This window comes from Solicola agrisoli, from assembly GCF_049059935.1.
In the GTDB taxonomy this organism is placed as follows: Bacteria; Actinomycetota; Actinomycetes; order Propionibacteriales; family Nocardioidaceae; genus JAURVT01.
Window position 1 is genome coordinate 26,440 of the sequence record NZ_JBMGQR010000030.1, and the last position, 18,509, is coordinate 44,948.

The following is an 18,509-nucleotide window of genomic DNA, read 5'->3' on the forward strand; positions in this document are numbered from 1 at the left end:
CGGTGGGATCGGGAGGGTCGGTCAGATCAGGTTGGGCAGCAGCCGCATGACGACGTCGGTGGTGAACCAGGCCAGCGCCATCGCGACGGGCGCGGCGAGCACCCAGACCAGGGCGGTGGACCACCGCGCGGTGGCCGCGGCGACGGCGACGCACACGGCGGTCAGCGCGCCGAGGGCGAGGGCGAGCAGCGGCAGGGCGGCGGGGTCGGCGGCCATCGCGCGCTCGGAGTCGGGCACGGACGGAGCGCGACCGGACGGGGCCGGGAAGCCCTTGGTCGCCTCGGCGTCGACGTAGACCGCCGAGCCGGAGTCGATGGAGGTGAGCCGTCCGGTCCCCTCAGCGCTGACCAGCGTCAGCCGGGCGGTACCGCTGGCCGGTGCGGCGGGGAGCGGGTCGCCGGCGCGGCGTACGCCGAGCACGGTGTAGCTCACCGATCCCTGGCCGGCGACGACGTCGAGGCGGTCGCCCCGGCGCAGGTCGCCGATCCGTCCGAAGGGGGCGCCGTAGGTGGCGCCCCGGCCGTAGACGACCGAGATGCCCTGCTGCCCGGGCAGGACGGTGTCGCGTCGGTGCCCCGGCCCGCCGAGCAGGTCGCCGGACGCGGTGCCCTCGGTGACGACCTCCTGCAGGTCGATCGCCGGTGCCGTCACCAGGGCGACGGGGGTGCCCACGGGCACCACCGGTCCGACGGGCGCGGTCGCCGAGGCGAGGTCGGTGCGCAGGGCGTCGTACGCCAGGGTCTGGGCGCGGTCGTGCGCCAGGGAGCCCAGGACGAGCATCTGCGCGGCGGACCACAGGCAGACCAGGGCGACCATGGTGACCACGGGCGTCCACCACCCGGCTGAGGCCGGTCGACGGCTCGGCCCCGGCTGCTGCCGCGGCGGGGTCCGGTGGGTGCCCCGGGCCGGGGTGCTGGTGCGGTCGGCGAGCGCGGTCACGGGCGGATCCGTCCACGGAGGCGGGACGCGGCGACCGCGAGACCGCCGACGATCCCGATGCCCAGCAGGGCCGGCAGCAGCAGGCGTCCGAGTGCCGAGGTGAGGGCCTGGGTGGGCGACGTCGCCGCCGCGTTCGTCGTCCGCGGCGTGACCGCGACCGCCGGTGCGGTGGGGACGGCGGCGCCCGGAGGCGCCGCGGCATCGGCGCCGGCCGCACCCGCGGCGCCACCTCCGCCACCTGCCGGGGCGGTCCCGGCCTTCGCGCCGTCCTGCGTGTCGTCGTCGGTGGAGCCGGCGGCGCTGCTCGGACCCTTCTGGGCGGCGATCGCGGTGGCGACGCGTTGGGCCGAGGCGAACAGCTGGGAGGTGGCTCCGGTGCGGGTGAGCGGCAGGTAGCCGGCCGGCAGCCGGCCGTTGCCGCTGCCCGGGCGCTGGCCCTCGGTGGTGGCGATCCGGACGAAGGACGCGACCTTGGCTGCATCGGCCTTGGGGAGGCCGTCGAGGCGGGCCGCGGTGTAGAGGACGGTGGTGCCCGGGTAGGCGTTGCCGGCCTTGCGCACGTCGGCCTGGTCCAGGGTGAAGGCGCCCAGGCGGGTGCGCTGCGTCATCAGGGCGACCGATCGGCCGAGGGCGGCGTCGGTGGGGCCGACGAACGAGCCGGGCCTGGTCTGCAGGTCGGCGCTGCGCAGGCCGTAGCGGGCCGCGTCGCCGAGGCTGACGACGCCGAGCATGAACCTCGAGCCGTAGTTCTGGCGGTCGATCCGGCCGAGCTTGTCCAGGCCGGTGGCGACGTCGACGTCGCACCGGGTCTGCACGTTCGGCCAGGAGTCGAGCAGGGCGTCGCTGATCTTGCGCAGGGTGGTCACCGGCGCCGCGATCTGCGTGAAGTAGACGGCGGGGTTGCGCTTGCGGCAGGTGCTCGAGGTGGACGGGACGAAGCTGTCCCGCAGGGGCCACTCGGCGACCGGGAGCGTGATCCGCGCGTAGGCCGGGTTGACCGTCGCGCCCCACGGGTCGGGCTTGCCCGCGACGAAGCCTGCCGCGTCGGGGTCCTGGGCGATCCAGGAGGTCAGTGCCTCGATCACGTCGTTGGACTCCGACAGCGACAGCACCGTCGCTGCCGCCTCCTGGGCGGTCGTGCTCAGACCGGGGTTGAGCCGGGTGAACTCGGGGTCGACGTTGATCGACAGCGGGTTGCGAGCCATGCCGGGGTGGGCGCGGCCGAGGTCCGAGCCCAGGTACGACTGGGTGAGCAGCTTGGCCACGAGGCGGGGCGTGAGCCGGAGCCGGGTCAGCTCGCCGGCGTTGCCGGGGCGGTCGATCACGAAGCTGATCGCGAACCCGGTGACGGCGGTGGGGGCGTAGCCGACGGCGGTGCCCGCGGAGTCGTGCGCCGAGGAGACGACCGCGGCGGCTCCGTCGCCCTTGGTCATCACCGCGAAGCCGGCGGCGTCGGACATCTGGTTGAGCTGGAACTTGAAGCGCTTGCGGCTGAGGCAGTACGCGGGCGCCCACTGCAGGGCGGCCTGGGCCAGCAGCTCGGTCCCGTAGAAGCCCGTGGGGGCGCGGGGGTCCAGGACGTCGCAGGTGTCGGGCGGCAGGCCGAAGCTGATCGGGATGCTGAACCGGTTGCGCCAGTTCGACGCGGACCACCACAGGGCGGGGGAGACGGCGAGGTCGACGCCGTCGCCGGCGAAGTTGCTCGAGCCGGCCGCGAAGTTGCCGCTCTGGCGGCAGGCCCGGTCGACGGTGGTCGCGGGGGTGGAGGGGGTGTCGCAGCTGATCCCGGCGATGGGGACGACGACCACCGAGCACGGCACGGTGTCCGAGCACCCCAGGGACTCGTTCTCCACGTCGCTGCGGACCTCGAAGCGCACCTGGCCCCGGCCGTCGGCGTCGGTGAACGCGGCGACCTCGGCCGGCGGGAACGCCGCGCCGACAGCCGCCTCGGGAGGCATCGCCGAGGAGTCGCAGGCGGCGAAGGTGGTGCCGCGGGCGGACCGGAAGGGGGTCAGGGCCGTGGCGTAGCCGGTGGTGTCGGCGGTGGGGCAGGTCTTGGCCGAGGGGAACGGCGTCATGCCCGACAGGCGCTGACGGTCGGCCGCGCTCGCGTGCGAGTCCTGGGTCCAGACCGCGGCACCTGCGGAGGTCTGCACCTGGGAGCGTTGGGCGACCGACGAGGTCCAGCAGCTGCTGGGCGTGAGCCGCTGGGAGGCGGGCGCCGTGGCGACGTCCCGGCCGCGGCACTGCAGGACGACGACGGGGTACTCCTGCTGCAGCCCGTTCTCGCCGTACGGGTTGGAGGCGCGCGCGCCGCTGGGCTGGGCACCGCTCCAGCTGACCGAGATCCGCTGGCGGCCGCGGAGGTCCCGGGTCTGGTCGGCCTTGACGGTGACGGTGTGGCGCGAGACCTCGTCGACGGTGCCGTCGGCGCGGGCGAAGGTGCGGGTGAGGGTCTTCGTCCCGCTCCAGGCGCCGTCGCCGGAGTCGGCGGCGACGGCCGGGGTGGGGGCCGCGGGCAGCGCGGTGAGGCTGACGGCCACCAGCGCGGCGAACGCTCCCCAGCGCAGCCGGCTCATCGGGTGCCCCCGGCCGAGCGGCGGCGCCGCATCCAGGTCGCGACCACGCCGGGGACGACGATGAGGGCGACGAGCTCGGCGGCCGCCAGCATCCCGAAGGTGCGCGTGTCGCCGGCTCGGCCGGCGACGAGCTCGGTGGGGTTGGCGTAGACCGATCCGTCGGAGGCCGCGCCCGTGGCCGTGGCACCGGTGGGGAGTCCGGTCTCGGGGTCGACGGCGCCCGGTGCGCCGGTCGGTGCGGCGGCCCCGGTGCCCGCGGCCCCGGGTGCTGCCGTCCCGGCGCCGGGGGTGCCTGCCGCCGCGGCACCGGTCCCGGCTGCGCCGCCCGCCGCCGCGTTGCTGGCGTCGGTCGAGGGCTTGCCGGTCCCGGTGTCGGTGCCGCAGGGGCCGGCACCGAGCTTGTCGCACGTCGCCGGGGCCGGTGCGATCTCGGCGAGCTTGTTCTTGGACAGGTCGCCCTTCACGAAGGTGGGGTTGTTGCAGGAGGCGACGTCTCGCTTGGCCAGGTCGACCTTCGGGTCGGCCGTCTTGAGGCGCGCGAGCTGGGTGAACCCGGCCTGGACGAGGTTCAGCGGCAGCGGGGAGTACCCGTAGGTGCCGGCCTTGGACTGTCCGGTGCACAGCGAGTAGTACATGAAGTCGGCGAGCGTCTGCCGCTTGGCGGTGGTCATGCGCCGGTCGTTCCTCGCCGTCGGGATGATCATGTACGAGTACGACGAGAGCGGGTACGCACGCGGGTCGGTGGCGGCGTAGACGCCGTCGAGGATCTGCGTCAGGTAGAGCGGGGAGCTCTTCTGGTTGTTGATCCGCGCCTTGGTGAGGGCGACGGCGACGTTGTACTGCGTCGGCTCGACGTAGTAGCCGCCGCGGTTCAGCACCTTGACGACGGGGAACGGCTTGCCGTCCGAGGCGGTCTTGTTCAGCGGGAAGGAGTACTCGACGTAGCCGATGGTCCCGTTGCCGGCCGATCCGGCGATCGTGTTCATGACCTGGTCCGACCCGGCGGCGCCGATCGAGCGGCCCTTGCGGGGGTAGTACGAGGTCAGCCCGCTGCGCCCGAAGAACGGCTTCCACAGCGACGGGTACTGGTTGTTCATCCAGGTGGTCAGCTGGGCGGTGGTGCCCGAGCCGTCCGACCTCACGACCGGCGTGATCGCCAGCGAGGGCAGCGCGCGCCCGTTGTTGTCCTTGGTGATCGCCGGGTCGGCCCAGTTGGTGATCTTGTTGGTGAAGATCTTGGTGAGGGTGTCGCCGGACAGGCGCAGGTTGCGCACCATCTTCCCGCCGACCTTGAGCTGGTAGGTGAACGCGGTGCCGCCGGCGACGATGGGCAGGTAGGCGTAGTCGCGACCGTTGGAGGTGTCGGCGTTGCCCTGCTCGTCCTTGCCCTGGTACGGGATCTCGCTGATGGCGAAGTCGGTGGTGCCCTGGGCGAAGTCCTTGCGGCCCTTGGACGAGCCGCCCTGGGTGTAGACCACCGACATGCCCGAGGAGGAGACGTCGGCGATCCACTGCTGGACGATGTTGTCGCTCCAGGTCGAGCCGGTGCCCTCGATCTGGGTGTAGGTCGCCGCCTCGGCGGGCACGGCGTGCAGGAACGTCAGCGCGCACATGATCATGAGCAGCAGGGCGGCGGGACGGCGGCGGTTCATCGGGCCTCTTTGTCGGTGGTGGCGCGGCGGCCGAGCAGCGGCCTGCGGCTGGTGCGGCGGGGGCGGGCGAGCAGCCGGGCGGTGACGAACAGCGCCAGGACGAGGAGCAGCAGGACCGTGGCGGCGCCGAAGGCGCGGGTGATCGCGTTGGGCTCGCCGCTGCGGACGGTGGTGTAGATGAACAGGGGAAGCGAGCTCATGGCGCCGTCGGTGGGGTTGGTGACGGTGAACGCCGCCGCCCCCGAGGTGAGGAGCACCGGGCTGGTCTCCCCGACACCGCGGGCGACGCCGAGGATGACCGCGGTGGCCAGGCCCGGCCGCGCGGTGGGGAGCACCACGTGCCACACCGTGCGCCAGCGCGAGGCGCCGAGCGCGAGGCTGGCCTCGCGCAGGCCGGCGGGGACGACACGCAGGACGACGTCGGCGGACCGGGCGATGATCGGGAGCATCATCACCGCGATGGCCAGGGCGGCGGCGAGGCCCGAGCGCGGGTACCCCAGGGCGACGATCAGGACCGTGTAGATGAACAGGCCCGCGACGATCGAGGGCAGGGCGGTCATCGCCTCGACGACGGTGCGGACCAGGCGGGCGAAGCGCCCACCGACCTCGGTCATGAAGACCGCCGTGCCGATGCCGAGAGGCAGCGTGATCGCCAGCGCGATGCCGAGCTGGATGATCGAACCGGTGATGGCGTGGGCGACCCCGCCGACCTCGAAGCCGTCCTTGGGGCCGACGCCGCTCATGTCGGAGAAGAAGAAGTTCGGGTGCAGCAGCGGCCTCCACCCACGGGCCACCACGAACAGGACCGTGGAGACCAGGGCCGCGCCGACCAGCAGCGCACCGGCGGTGACCACCGCGGAGGCGACCCTGTCGGTGACGTCGGTGCGCGCGCCGGTCATCGACGCGGTGACGGCGGTGACGACCACGCCGAGCACGAACCACGTGACCAGGAGCCAGGCCGGGCCCTGCATCGGCAGGAGTCGCTGGGTGACCAGCCACGCCAGCGCCAGGGCGGCCACCCAGGAGCCGACGGTGGTGAGGCGCTCCTCCGCGGTGGGCCTGCCCACGGTGGTGCGGGGCAGCGGGGGAGGGGCGTCGTCGTCGGTGACCGGCAGGACGGTCGTCCGGGTGGCGGGACGGTCGAGGATCGTCATCAGGCGTCCGTCCCGGCGCCGGAGCGGCTGCGGTTCACCACGACCGCGGCGGCGGTGTTGACCGCGAGCGTGATGAGGAACAGCACGAACCCGGCGGCGAGCAGCGCGGACAGCTGCGACGCGCTCGCCTCGCCGAAGCGTCCGGCGATCAGGGAGCTGACGGTGACGGTGCCGATCTCGAGCACGCTCGGCTTGATCTCGAAGGCCGGCGACACGATCAGGACGACCGCGATGGTCTCGCCCAGCGCGCGGCCCAGGCCGAGCATCGACCCGCCGATGATGCCGCCGCGGCCGAAGGGGATGACGACGGTGCGGATCATGCCCCAGCGGGTCGATCCCAGGGCGAGGGCGGCCTCGCGCTCGCCGACCGGTGCCTGCGAGAACACCTGGCGCATGACGGCGCACGACATCGGCATCACCATCATCGCGACCGCGATGCCCGCGCAGAACGCGCTGGAGACGTAGCGGCTCGCGTCCCAGACCGGGGCGTTCGGGTCGGCGTCGACGTCGAAGATCGGGATCCAGCCGAGGTGCCGTTGCAGGAACACGGCCAGCGAGGCGGCGTGCGGCATGACCAGGAAGAACCCCCACAGTCCGTAGACGATCGAGGGGACCGCGGCCATCAGGTCGACCATCGAGACGAGGGTGGCCTTGAGCCGTGCCGGCGCGTACTCGCTGATGTACAGGGCGGTGAGCAGGGCCAGCGGGAACGCCAGGGCCATCGCCACCGCGGCCACCTGGAAGGTGCCGACCAGGACCGCGGCGATGCCCAGGGTGTCGGTCTCGGGCTCCCACGCGCTCGTGGTCAGGAACGCCCACCCGTAGCGCTCGAGCGTGGGGTACGCCTGCCACGCCAGGAACACCCCGACGCCGCCGGTGATCACCAGGACCGAGGCACCGACGGCGCGGGCGGAGTGCTCGAACACCGCGTCGACGCCGGTCGCCCTGCGACTCACCGAGCGTGGTCGGTCGGGTGCCTCGTGCTCGCGCAACGGGCGGGTCGTGCTCACAGGTGGTCCTGCTCTCCGAGATGTTCTGGGCCGAGAGAACCTTCATCAGGGGTGGCGAACGCACGGGCCTCGACAGGTGAACGGTCGGACAACGTCCTGATCCTCAGACCCCAACAAATCCGGGGTTCTGAGCGTCGATGGCTCGAAATGACCATGACGTCCCACCCGCTCTGGTCTGTCCGTCGCAGGTGGTGTGCGGAGTGCCGGGAATGCCCGTGCGGCGCGACGTCGACGGGACCGTCACCGACCCGGCGGGCGGGTCGCGCGCTGTTCACCCGGTGTCCACCGCCGTGGCACCGACGAGGGGAACGCTGGTGCCTCGTGACCGAGAACTCTGATTCGTCCGACCTGCGCGACTCCTCCTCCGCCACCGTGTCGCGACGCCGCGTCCTGGGCCTGGCCGCCGCCGCGGGAGGTGTCGCGGCCTCCGGCTCGCTCCTCCCCGCGTCGGTGCAGCGGGCGATGGCCGCGCCGATGCGTCCGGGTGGACTGCGTGCGATCGAGCACGTCATCGTGCTGATGCAGGAGAACCGCTCGTTCGACCACTACTTCGGCACGATGGCGGGGGTCCGCGGGTTCGGCGACACCCACCCGCTCCGGCTGCGGTCCGGCCGGTCGGTCTTCCACCAGCCCTCGGCGGGCGGCGGCCACGTCCTGCCCTTCTCGTTGAAGGACGCGGCCGCGAGGGCCGGGCGGCCCGCGAGCGACGTGCAGTACCTCGGTGCCCTGCCCCACGGGTTCACCGATGCCACGCAGGCCTGGGCGGACGGGTGGTGCGACGACTGGGTCGCGGCGAAGGGCGCCGCGTCCATGACGTACTACGAGCAGCGTGACCTCGCGCTGCAGCGTGAGCTCGCCGAGACCTTCACGATCTGCGACGCGTACCACTGCTCGGTCAACGGGTCGACCAACCCCAACCGCAACTACCTGTGGTCCGGCACCACGGGCACCGAGCCGGGCAGCACGGCCCGCGCGGTCACCAACGCGGCCTACGACTACGCGCACGCCGGCTACGACTGGACCACCTACCCCGAGCGGCTGCAGCGGGCCGGGGTGTCCTGGCAGATCTACCAGGAGTGGGACAACTTCACCGACAACGCGGTGGAGTACTTCCAGCGGTTCAAGGCCATCGGCAGCACGGTCCTCGAGGCCGTCGACGGCGACTTCCGCACGACCGAGGAGCTCTACGACTCCCTGCACGACCGTCCGGCGGCCGAGCAGGACCGCCTGCTGGCCCAGCTGGCGCGCGGACGCGCACGTCTCACGCCTGCCGACCGCGTCCTGTTCGACCGGGCCGTCTCACGCAGCCGTCCGGGCACCCTGCTCGAGCGGGTGCGGGCCGACATCGACGCCGGCACCCTGCCGGCGGTGTCGTGGATCGTCCCGCCGGCCGCCGACTCCGAGCACCCCAGTGCCGGGACCCCGGTCGGCAGCGCCGGCCTGGTGCACGACCTCCTCGACGCCATCGCGTCCGACCCCGACACCTGGTCGAGGACCGTGCTGCTGATCAACTTCGACGAGAACGACGGTTACTTCGACCACGTGCCGCCGCCGGTGGCGCCCCGACCGGCGTCGGGCGAGGGGGACGACTGGTACGACGGACGGCCCATCGGGCTCGGCCCGCGTGTCCCGATGACCGTCGTCTCCCCGTGGAGCATCGGAGGCCACGTCTCCTCCGAGGTCTTCGACCACACCTCCGTCATCAGGTTCCTCGAGCGATGGACGGGCGTGAGCGAGCCGAACATCTCGAGCTGGCGACGCACCGCCTGCGGTGACCTGACCTCGACCTTCGACTTCGAGAACCCGACGCGACAGCCGGCCTTCGACGAGCCCGGCCCCGTGCCGGCGCCCGTCGAGCGGTGGACGCCCCAGCCACCGGTGGACCAGCGGCTGCCCGGCCAGCGCCCCGGGAGGCGCCTGGCGCGTCCGCTGCCCTACCGGCCGGAGGTGACCACGCGGGTCGACGGCAGCCGTCTGCACCTGGACCTGACGAACGCCGGACGATCGGCGTCGCACCTGGTCATCTACCCCTACGGCGGCGAGCTGTCCCACCCCGAGCACCTCGACGTCGCGCGCCGCGAGAGGCGGACCGTCCCCGTTCCCGACGGCGGGTACAGCCTGGCGGTCCAGGGACCCAACCGGTTCTGGCACGAGCTCGAGGGACGACTCGACGGAGTCGGGTCCGACCTGGAGGTCGGGACGCGCAGCGGTCGCGGCGGACAGCTCGACGTGCTGATGACCAACCACGGTCGCGTCCCGCTGGTCGTGCGGCTTCGCTCGCTGGCGCACGGACGGCAGGCACGTCGTCTCCGGTTGCGCCCGGGGACGACGGTCGAGCACGGCTGGCGCACCGATCGTGGCTGGTACGACCTGGAGGTCCGCGTCGACGGCGACCCCACCTTCCGGCGCCGGGTGACGGGGGCGACGGCGAGCGGTCGGCGTCCGGTGACGCCCTAGGCGCGGGACGCGCGACCGGGCGTGCCGGCGCGGTGTCAGCCGGTGGCGGCGACGTCGCCCCAGGCGGCACGGGCCCCGGAGTCGCCGACGCGGTAGACCTGCACGCCGGCGGCGACGGCTGCGACGACCGCGACGAGCGCGACGCCGGTGGTCAGCAGGCGCAGCCCCGGTCGGGTGCGGTCGAGGACCAGCAGGACGACGAGCAGGACGACCATCGGCAGGGCGAACCACAACAGCTGGTCGCCGAGCGCGGCGTGACGTCCCGGGTCGCCGACCTGACGCTCGAGGGCCTCGCCGCTGGACGTCGCGACGGGGATCAGGGCGGTGCCGACGACACCGAGGGCGACGACGATCCAGCCGTACCGCTGCCGCCAGGCGGGGCGGAGCGCGACCAGCACCACGCCGATGATGGTGAGCGGGAGCAGCACGACGACCCCGTGCACCACGAGGGGGTGCAGGGGGAGCCCGTTGAACGAGTCAGGCACGAGGATCCTCTTCCGGTCCGGTCGGGCGGTGGCCCGACGTCCCCAGCGTGGTGCGGTCGGCTCGACGTCACCAGTGTCCGATGGTGCTAGTACCTCCGGCCCTCAGTCGCCGGCGGCCTCGGGCAGGTGGTCGCGCGCCCAGAGCGCGGCACTCGTCCGGTCCGCGACCCCGATGTGTCGGAACACGTTGCCCGCGTGCGCCTTGACGGTGCGCTCGGTGATGCCCAGCCGCCTGGCGATCTGCTTGTTCGCCAGGCCCTGGGCGATGAGGAGCAGCACCTCGCGCTCGCGTCCGCTCATCGCCTCGCCGGGTGCGGGGCGACGGCGGGGGAGCAGGGCGGAGGCGACGCGCGGGTCGATCGGTGCGTGTCCGGCGGCGGCGTTGCGTACTGCTGCGATGAGCTCGTGGGGCTCGCAGTCCTTGAGCAGGTAGCCCACGGCTCCGGACTCCAGCGCCGCGCTGACCCGTGCCTGGTCGGAGAACGACGTGAGGACGACGACCCGGACGCCGGGCTGCGCAGCCGTCATCCGGCGGGTGGCCTCGACACCGTCCATCACGGGCATCGACAGGTCCATGAGCACGACGTCGGGACCGGTGGTGGCGGCGAGGTCGACCGCCTCCTGGCCGTTGGCCGCCTGGGCGACGACCTCGAGGTCGGGTGCGGCGTCGACCAGCGCGGCGAGGCCGGCGCGGACGAGCTGGTGGTCGTCGGCGAGCAGGACGGTGGTCATCGAGGAACCCTCAGGTGCCAGGTGGTCCCCGCACCGGGTGCGGTGATCACGTCGAGGTCGGCGTGCCCGCGTCGTGCGGCGTCGACGAGGAGCCGGACGCCGAAGTGGCCGGGTGCGGGGTCGGCGAGCACGGCGTCGACGTCGAACCCGGCGCCGTCGTCGACCACCTCGAGCACGACCTCGTCGGCGGTCTCGCGGAGACGGACGTCGACCCGCCGGGCCCCGGCGTGCCGGACCGCGTTGCGGACGGTCTCCTGCGCGACCTGGAAGACCAAGCGCTCGCCGTCACGGTGCAGACGGGGGTGGTCCGACGGTGCGACGTCGAGGGTGACCACCGAGTCACGCGTGCGGTAGCCCTCGACGAGGTCGGTGAGGGCCTGGGCCAGCCCCGTGCCCTCCAGGCTGGGTGGGTAGATGTCGACGAGCAGCGAGCGGAGCCCGTTGATCCCCGTGCGGACGGCGCCGGCGGCGTCGTCCAGCGACCTGCCGATCTCGGGGTGCCCGTCCGCGCGTGCCTGCGCGGCGGCGCCGGAGACCACGAACGAGGTGGCGGCGAGCTCCTGGACGACGCCGTCGTGGAGGGTCGCGGCGATCCGGCGGCGCTCGGCGTCCGAGGCGTCGAGGGCCTGCTGGAGCAGGTGCTCGCGCTGGGCCTGGGCGGCGCGGAGCCGGTCGAGCAGGCGCCACAGGATCGGCATGAGCAGGACGACGAGCGCGATCAGGCTGGTGAGGGTGATGCCGGAGAACCCGCGCCAGAGCTCGCCGCTGCGGGCGAGCACGGTGTCGTAGGGGGAGTAGACCTCGAACAGCAGCCGGTCGCCGTCGGGCGTGCTGACCGGGCGGTAGACCTCGAGCAGCTTGCCCTGGCCGCGCTCGTACACGTTCTCGGGCTCGGAGAGGTCGGTGACCTCGGCCCGGGTGGCGGGACGCTCGAGCACCTCGCGCTCCTCCTCGCCGAGGTCGAAGGTGCGCCCGACCAGGCGGGGCTCGTCGGAGTACACGATGGTGCCGGCGGGCGTCCAGAACTTGACCCGGACGATGCGGTCGCTGAGCACCTGGGACCGGACGGCCTCGTCGAGGGCCGCCACGGCGGCGGGGTCTCCGGTCGAGATGCCGTCCTTCAGGGCGGGCTCGACGACCGTCTCGGCGAGCAGGCCGGCCTGCTGCGCGGCGTCGTTGTCGGCCTCGCGCTCGGCGATGTTGCGGGCAGCGACCGAGCCGAGCACGGCGACGAGCGCGACGACGGCGAGCGTCAGCGCCGCGACCTGGGTGTAGACGCGGCGCGGACGGATCGGACGCTCCACGGCGACGCGCTCGGTGGCCTCGACGAGGGAGCGACGCGAGGCGGGCCCCGCGACCTGGTCGGTCACGGGGCCTGCCGGTGGGTGGTCGGGTCAGTCATCGGAACCAGTATCGCCGTGGTGACCGCCGCCGTGGTCGTCACCGCGAGAGTCGTCGTCGCCACCGCGGCCGCGACCGCCGTGGTCGTCGGCGGCGGAGTCGTCGCCGCCTCGGCCGCGTCGGTCGTCGGACGAGTCGTGGGACCCTCCGCGTCCGCCGCGGTGGTCCGTCGTCGGCGTGCTGCTCGGGCGATCGTCCCGGCCACGGCCGCCGTGGTCGTCGGACTGCCCGGTGGAGTGGTCGGCGCCGTGCGAACGGGTCCGGGTGCGGTGCTGGTGGGTGCCCGTCGTGTCGTCGTCACCGCCACGCGAACGGTGGGTGGCGGTCGGGACGGCCGTCGGCGACGGCGAGGCGACCGGGCGGGGCTTCGCGCTCGGGCCGGCCGAGGCGGTCGGGGCGACGGACGCCGACACCGGCGCGACGGTGGACGCCTCGGCCGGCTGCATCGGCAGGTGGGTGGTCAGCGAGGTGTTGCCGGCGATGCCGAGCACGGCGGGGACGGCGGCGATGCCGAGTCCGGCGGTGACGAGGGCGAGACGCTTCATGGTGGGCTCCAGAGGTGGGAGGAGGGTGGGGTGGTCAGCCGAGGGGGGTGGGGTCGGTGGGCAGGGGAGGGACGGGCAGGGAGCCACGGACGCGGTTCTGCGCCTGGCACTTCGACGTGCAGCTGGTGGCACCGGCGGAGAGCTCGATGGCGTCCTCGCCGAGGACGCCGCCCATGCGACCGCCGGAGGTGACCGACCAGCGTGTGGTGGTCGCGTCCTGGAAGAGCTTGGTGGCGACCTGCGGGCTGTCCTTGCCGAGCAGCATCTGGTGGGACGCGGCCGACCCGGCGGCGACGGGGTCGAGCCCGTCGCCGAAGTTCACCTTGCCGGTGAAGGGGTTGGAGAAGTAGAACAGCGACGGCCCGAGCGTGTGCACGACCTCGACCGCGGCGCCCATCTCGGGCTCCATCTGGAAGATGCCGCCGGCGGGAGCGTCCTTGGCCTGGATCTTCAGCGTCCCGGCCGCGGCGGACAGCGTCGCGACGAGGGTCTCGTCCTTGACCTCGAGCTTCTGCACGCGCGCGGTCCCGATCTGGGCGGCGGTGAGCACCGGCACCTTGGACGCGAAGACGACCGTCGGCCTGGTGACCATGCGCTCGGGATCGGGCGCCCCGGTGAGCGTGTAGTCGTACACGCCGAGCGTCGAGGGGTCGATCGTGAAGGCGACGTGGATGCCCTTGACGACGATGCGGCTGCGGGCGGCCAGGTCCGTGACCTTGACGCTCCTGCCCGGTGCCGGATTGTAGGTGGTGGTGCCGATGGTCACGGCGAAGTCGCCGGTGGGGCTGGACTTGGCCTGGGCCGGCACGGCCAGTGCGGTCGCCAGGCCGGCGGCCGTCGCGATCGCGGCGGCGGTGGCGAGCAGGCGGTGGCGGGTGGTGGTCACAGGTGATCTCCCTCGAGGATCCGGCCGCCGGTGTGGCGGTGGGACCAGCCTGGGAGGACGCGGGTCGAGCGGGCCATTGGACCTTGGTCCTAGGACCCGCCCGGGACGAGCGGCCATCCACACGCCCCGGGGGCTTGTCAACGCAAGATTGGGTAAAGACCTGCGCCAGGTACTCAAGGTGGACGAGACTGGCGGGGTGAAGATGTGGTTGATGCGGTGGTTGCCGCAAGGCCGGGCGCTGCCGCGCGCCGCCTGGGTGCAGCGCCACCGGGTCGTCGTGTCGATCGCCCTGGTGCAGGCCGCGGTGCTGGGAGTGGTCTCGGCCCTCTGGGGCCCCGCGCCGTCCTTCGCGCCGCTCCACGTCGCGATCGTGGCGTTGCCGGCCCTGCTCGCGATCCCCGGACGGCTGCCGCGGACGGTGCGCAGCTCGCTGGCGACGACGAGCCTGATGGCGGCGTCGATGATGCTGGTCTACCTGTGGAGCGGCCAGACCGAGGCGCACTTCCACTTCTTCGTGATGGTCGCGCTCGTCGCGCTCTACCAGGACTGGGCGCCGTTCGGCACCGCCCTGTTCCTCGTCCTGGCCCACCACGGCATCCTCGGCACCGTCCTGCCCCACGACGTCTTCGGGCACCACCACGCCTACATGCACCCGTGGCTGTGGGCGGGGGTGCACGCCGCGTTCGTCCTGGCAGCGAGCGTGACGAGCCTCGCCGCCTGGCGGCTCAACGAGCAGATCGTCCTGCGTGACGCCGTGACGGGACTGGCCAGCCGCACGATGTTCCACGAGCTGGCCACCGCCGCGTCGCGCCGGTCCGCGCCCTTCGGCGTGGTGTTCGTCGACCTGGACGACTTCAAGAACGTGAACGACACCCACGGCCACGACGTCGGCGACCACCTGCTGACGGCGGTCGGAGGCAGGTTGGCCGGTGCGCTGCGCGCGAGCGACACCCTCGCGCGGCTCGGGGGTGACGAGTTCGCCGCGATCGTCCACGGCAGCGCCCTGCAGGTCGAGATGGCGGCGAACCGGATGCTCGCCAGCCTCGACACACCGATCGAGGTCGACGGGCTGCGGCTGCGGGTCGCCGCCAGCATCGGCGTCGCGGCGCGCGGTGAGACGCGCACCCTGCAGCCGGTCGCGCGCGTCCTGGCCGGCGACCGTGTCGCGGCAGGGACGACCAAGGTCGTCGCCGGACTCCTGCGCGACGCCGACGTGGCCATGTACGCGGCCAAGGACGGCGGCAAGCACCGCGTGGTCGCCTACACCGACGGCATGACCGACTCGGTCCGACGACGCTCGAACCTGCAGCAGGACCTCAAGCAGGCGGTCGACGACGGCCAGGTCGGCGTCGCCTACCAGCCCATCGTCGACATGGGCGCCGAGCAGGTGACCGGGTACGAGGCGCTCGCCCGCTGGCACCACCCGACGGCCGGGACCATCAGCCCCGCGGAGTTCATCGACTGGGCCGAGGCGGACGGCACCATCGTCGCGCTCGGCGCGTTCGTGCTCGACCGGGCCGTCGAGAACGCAGCCCGGTGGAGCCGTGACCTCGACCGGCCCGTGCAGATGGCGGTGAACGTCTCGCCGACCCAGCTCACGAGCCCGGGCTGGGTCGCGTCGGTGACCGAGGTGCTCGACCGTCACGGCCTGCCGGCCGGCCAGCTCACGCTGGAGATCACCGAGAACGTGGTGGCCATCGACGCCGAGCGGGCGATCGAGGTGCTCGCCGAGCTGCGCGACCGCGGTGTGCGCATCGCCATCGACGACTTCGGCACCGGCTTCTCGAACCTGGCCTACCTGCGCCGCCTGCCGTGCGACGTCATCAAGATCGACCGGTCGTTCGTCGCCGACATCGACTCGGACCCGACGACCGCGACGCTGGTGTCCTCGATGATCCAGCTGGCCGCGTCCATGGACCTCGACGTGGTCGCCGAGGGCGTCGAGACGACCGGGCAGCGTCGGACCCTCGCCCTGATGGGCTGCAGCCGGGCCCAGGGGTTCCTGTTCGCACGGCCGCAGCCCTCACCCCAGCACCAGCTCGTCACGCAGGTCGCCGACGCCGGTGGCGTCGTGCCCGCCCGCGCCTCGCACCCGCAGGTCGCAGCCGCGTCCGGCGACGTCGCGTCGCCCGCGCACCCCGTGGACGACGGGCCCACCGGCGTCCACCGGCTCAGCCACTACCTGGCCGGCCCCACGGGCGGGGTCCGTGCCCGGTGCTCCTGCGGCTACCTCACGACCCAGACCGCCAAGCGGTCGGACGCGCACGAGCAGCTGGCCGCCCTCCACGGCCTCACCGTCGTGGCCTCGAACGCGGGGTCCGTCGGGCTGTCGAGCTGATCGTCCCGGCCCCACGCCGCCTGCCGCCACCGACAGGCCGGGGAGTGGCGCCGGTCGAGCCTGTCGCCGGCTCGTCCACGTCGACGCCGGCCGAGCTGAGGTCCTCGGGCGCGCACGGGTCGCCCGTCTCGTCGGGATCCGCCGGCGGATCGGGCGGGCTCGCCTCCGGGCTGGTCGACACCCGGACATCGGTGCCTCTTGGATGACACATCGCCCGTTGAAAGTGCAACTACCGCGGGCTGGGGTCACTGTGAGTCGAACACGTGTCGTGCAACCTCTTGTGACCCATGTCACAGCAGATCGGTGTGAGGGTCTCGGCTCGGCTTCCGACTAAGAGGCACCAACACGTCAGGAAGGTTTGCTTTCATGAGCTCCAGCAGCACCGAGAAGTCCACCGAGGTCGGCACCAAGGCCAAGGGCCCCCTGGTCACCGAGCAGGGGCGCACCACGATTGCCGACACCGTCGTGTCGAAGATCGCCGGCATCGCCACGCGCGAGGTCTCGGGCGTGCACGCCGTCGGTGGCGGCGCCGCGCGCGCCGTCGGCGCGATCCGCGAGCGCATCCCCGGGTCGAGCACCAACCACTCCCAGGGTGTCTCGGTCGAGGTCGGCGAGCGTCAGGCCGCCGTCGATCTCCAGCTGGTCGCCGACTACGGCGTCTCGATCGCCGACCTGTCCGCCGGCGTGCGCCGCAACGTGATCTCCGCCGTCGAGCGCATGACCGGGCTCGAGGTCACCGAGGTCAACATCACGGTCAACGACGTGAACCTGGACGACGGCTCCGACGACGACACCGACGCGGACGACAAGAGCCGTGTCGAGTGACACCCCCGGTCGCCCTGGTGGCGACCAGGCCGACGTCGTGCCCGACCCCACGGCTGACGACCCCGTCGTGCCCGACCTCATCGTCACCGCGCCGGCCGACGAGCCGGTCGAGCTCACCACCGATGCCGAGGTCGAGGCGTCCGAGGAGGCCGTCGCCGAGCCGGACGACCCGGCCGACGTGGTCGCTCGTGCAGTGCTGTCCACGCCGGGCGTGGCCGACCTGCACGGCGGTGTCCTCGGTGAGGTCGCGACCTACCTGCCGGGGCGCCGCGTCAACGGCGTGCGCCTGCACGACGGCGGCGCCGACATCCACGTCGTCGTCGCGTGGGGCTCCTCGGTCCGCGAGACCGCCGACGCAGTCCGCAGCACGGTCCGCTCCCACGTGGACGGCCCGGTGGACGTCACCGTCGAGGACGTCGCCCGCCCGGCCTGACACACGCGCCCGGACGGCCGTCCGGTCACCACCGAACGGCCGTCCGGGAACCCCCACCTCACGCACACAGTCCAGTACCTCTTCCAAGGAGACACCCCTCATGACCACCTCGACCGTCGGCCTCGTCGCCGGACTGCTGTTCGCCATCGCCATCGCCGTCGGGGGGTTCGGCGGCTTCCTGCTCGCGCTGGTCCTCGGCGCCGCCGGCTACCTGCTGGGCGGCCAGATCGACGGTGAGCTCGACGTCACCGAGATCGTGCGGGGCCGTCGTGGCTGAGGCACCCGCAGCCGAGAGGCGGGCCGCACCGGACGAACCGTTCGCGCTGTCCGACGCCACGGGCGGCGCGGACCGTCCGGCCGCTGAGCGCGGGACCCTGGACGTCAAGTCCAAGGCGATCACGCACATCGCCGAGCGTGCCGCGGGCGAGACCGACGGCACCGTCCGGTCGGCCACCACCGCGCAGAAGGCGCTGGGCCGCGGCTACCCGCGCGCCAGCGTCCGCGTCGACCGCAACCGGGCGTGGGTCGACCTCGACGTCGCCGTCACCTGGCCCGCCCCGGTCTCCACGATCGCAGCCCAGGTCCGTGACTCGGTGATCCGGCGCACCAGTGAGCTGTCCGGGCTGGACGTGCGCCGGGTCGACGTGACCATCCACGTCGTCACCGGTTCCGCCACTGCCGATGACGACAACACCCGAAGGAGGGTCCAGTGAGTGCCGCACCCTCGACGCCCCCGACCAAGAGGCCGGTCGCGTTCGTCGCCGCGAGCCTCATCGCCCTGGTCCTGGTCGGTGTCGGGTTCGTCGCGGTCCGCGACCTCGCCGTCACGCAGGGCTGGACCACCGGCACCCCGTGGGTGCCCGACCTCGTCACCGCCCTGGACGGCCTCACCGCCTCGGCACTGGTCATCACCGTCGGCATCGTGGCCGCCGTCGTGGGCGTGCTGCTTGTCTGGACCGTGCTGCGTCCGGCGACCCGCACCCACCAGCGCGCCAAGGTCGACGGCGCCGACGTGTGGATCTCCGCCGCCGCGGTCGCGACCGTGGCCCGTGAGGCCGCCGACCGCACCCCCG

The 18,509-nt window shown here is 73.2% G+C and carries 17 protein-coding genes; 7 read left to right on the forward strand and 10 right to left on the reverse strand.

The window, feature by feature from the left end:
- Window positions 1-21: 21 nt before the first annotated feature.
- Genes ACI6PP_RS12270 through pstC form a run of 5 tightly spaced genes read right to left on the reverse strand, consistent with a single transcriptional unit; the run spans window position 22 to window position 7,334 of the window.
- Window positions 22-939 (reverse strand): sortase domain-containing protein, encoded by a 918-nt coding sequence (locus tag ACI6PP_RS12270; protein ID WP_421111875.1) that lies wholly within the window; start codon window positions 937-939, stop codon window positions 22-24.
- A complete protein-coding gene (locus ACI6PP_RS12275) occupies window positions 936-3,518 on the reverse strand; it encodes a hypothetical protein (protein WP_421111876.1) in 2,583 nt (860 codons plus the stop codon). Before ACI6PP_RS12275 ends, ACI6PP_RS12270 begins: the two co-directional genes overlap by 4 nt.
- A complete protein-coding gene (locus ACI6PP_RS12280; RefSeq protein ID WP_421111877.1) occupies window positions 3,515-5,170 on the reverse strand; it encodes a substrate-binding domain-containing protein in 1,656 nt (551 codons plus the stop codon). Before ACI6PP_RS12280 ends, ACI6PP_RS12275 begins: the two co-directional genes overlap by 4 nt.
- Window positions 5,167-6,324: a phosphate ABC transporter permease PstA gene (gene pstA, locus ACI6PP_RS12285; RefSeq protein WP_421111878.1), complete on the reverse strand. Its 1,158-nt coding sequence runs from the start codon at window positions 6,322-6,324 to the stop codon at window positions 5,167-5,169. Before pstA ends, ACI6PP_RS12280 begins: the two co-directional genes overlap by 4 nt.
- Entirely contained in the window at window positions 6,324-7,334 is a 1,011-nt protein-coding gene (pstC, locus tag ACI6PP_RS12290; RefSeq protein WP_421111879.1) for a phosphate ABC transporter permease subunit PstC, read from the reverse strand. The genes pstA and pstC overlap by 1 nt, the downstream gene beginning before the upstream one ends.
- Before the next feature lie 321 nt (window positions 7,335-7,655).
- Between pstC and ACI6PP_RS12295 the strand changes: the two genes are divergently transcribed.
- Complete coding sequence (locus tag ACI6PP_RS12295; protein WP_421111880.1) at window positions 7,656-9,791, forward strand: phosphocholine-specific phospholipase C; 2,136 nt, start codon at window positions 7,656-7,658, stop codon at window positions 9,789-9,791.
- A gap of 35 nt (window positions 9,792-9,826) precedes the next feature.
- Here ACI6PP_RS12295 and ACI6PP_RS12300 read toward each other — a convergent pair whose 3' ends face one another.
- The 5 genes from ACI6PP_RS12300 to ACI6PP_RS12320 all read right to left on the reverse strand — a co-directional run bounded on the left by ACI6PP_RS12300 (window position 9,827) and on the right by ACI6PP_RS12320 (window position 13,840).
- Complete coding sequence (locus ACI6PP_RS12300; RefSeq protein ID WP_421111881.1) at window positions 9,827-10,276, reverse strand: DUF2231 domain-containing protein; 450 nt, start codon at window positions 10,274-10,276, stop codon at window positions 9,827-9,829.
- Window positions 10,277-10,378: 102 nt separating this feature from the next.
- On the reverse strand, window positions 10,379-11,008 hold the full coding sequence (locus ACI6PP_RS12305) for a response regulator (protein WP_421111882.1): 630 nt from the start codon (window positions 11,006-11,008) through the stop codon (window positions 10,379-10,381).
- On the reverse strand, window positions 11,005-12,378 hold the full coding sequence (locus ACI6PP_RS12310) for a sensor histidine kinase (protein WP_421111883.1): 1,374 nt from the start codon (window positions 12,376-12,378) through the stop codon (window positions 11,005-11,007). The genes ACI6PP_RS12305 and ACI6PP_RS12310 overlap by 4 nt, the downstream gene beginning before the upstream one ends.
- 24 nt (window positions 12,379-12,402) lie before the next feature.
- Window positions 12,403-12,954 (reverse strand): hypothetical protein, encoded by a 552-nt coding sequence (locus ACI6PP_RS12315; RefSeq protein ID WP_421111884.1) that lies wholly within the window; start codon window positions 12,952-12,954, stop codon window positions 12,403-12,405.
- A gap of 34 nt (window positions 12,955-12,988) precedes the next feature.
- Window positions 12,989-13,840, reverse strand: coding sequence for a hypothetical protein (locus ACI6PP_RS12320; RefSeq protein ID WP_421111885.1), 852 nt, complete (start codon window positions 13,838-13,840; stop codon window positions 12,989-12,991).
- 202 nt (window positions 13,841-14,042) lie between these two features.
- Between ACI6PP_RS12320 and ACI6PP_RS12325 the strand changes: the two genes are divergently transcribed.
- The 6 genes from ACI6PP_RS12325 to ACI6PP_RS12350 all read left to right on the forward strand — a co-directional run.
- A complete protein-coding gene (locus ACI6PP_RS12325) occupies window positions 14,043-16,178 on the forward strand; it encodes a putative bifunctional diguanylate cyclase/phosphodiesterase (RefSeq protein WP_421111891.1) in 2,136 nt (711 codons plus the stop codon).
- A gap of 366 nt (window positions 16,179-16,544) precedes the next feature.
- Window positions 16,545-17,003 (forward strand): Asp23/Gls24 family envelope stress response protein, encoded by a 459-nt coding sequence (locus ACI6PP_RS12330; protein ID WP_421111886.1) that lies wholly within the window; start codon window positions 16,545-16,547, stop codon window positions 17,001-17,003.
- Window positions 16,993-17,436, forward strand: coding sequence for an Asp23/Gls24 family envelope stress response protein (locus ACI6PP_RS12335; protein ID WP_421111887.1), 444 nt, complete (start codon window positions 16,993-16,995; stop codon window positions 17,434-17,436). Before ACI6PP_RS12330 ends, ACI6PP_RS12335 begins: the two co-directional genes overlap by 11 nt.
- Window positions 17,437-17,536: 100 nt before the next feature.
- Window positions 17,537-17,713: a DUF2273 domain-containing protein gene (locus tag ACI6PP_RS12340; protein ID WP_421111888.1), complete on the forward strand. Its 177-nt coding sequence runs from the start codon at window positions 17,537-17,539 to the stop codon at window positions 17,711-17,713.
- The gene (locus ACI6PP_RS12345) at window positions 17,706-18,149 is read left to right on the forward strand and encodes an Asp23/Gls24 family envelope stress response protein (protein ID WP_421111889.1); all 444 of its coding nucleotides are present in this window, start codon (window positions 17,706-17,708) and stop codon (window positions 18,147-18,149) included. The genes ACI6PP_RS12340 and ACI6PP_RS12345 overlap by 8 nt, the downstream gene beginning before the upstream one ends.
- On the forward strand, window positions 18,146-18,509 hold a 364-nt coding region (locus ACI6PP_RS12350; protein WP_421111890.1), incomplete at its 3' end, for a hypothetical protein. The genes ACI6PP_RS12345 and ACI6PP_RS12350, both read left to right, overlap by 4 nt.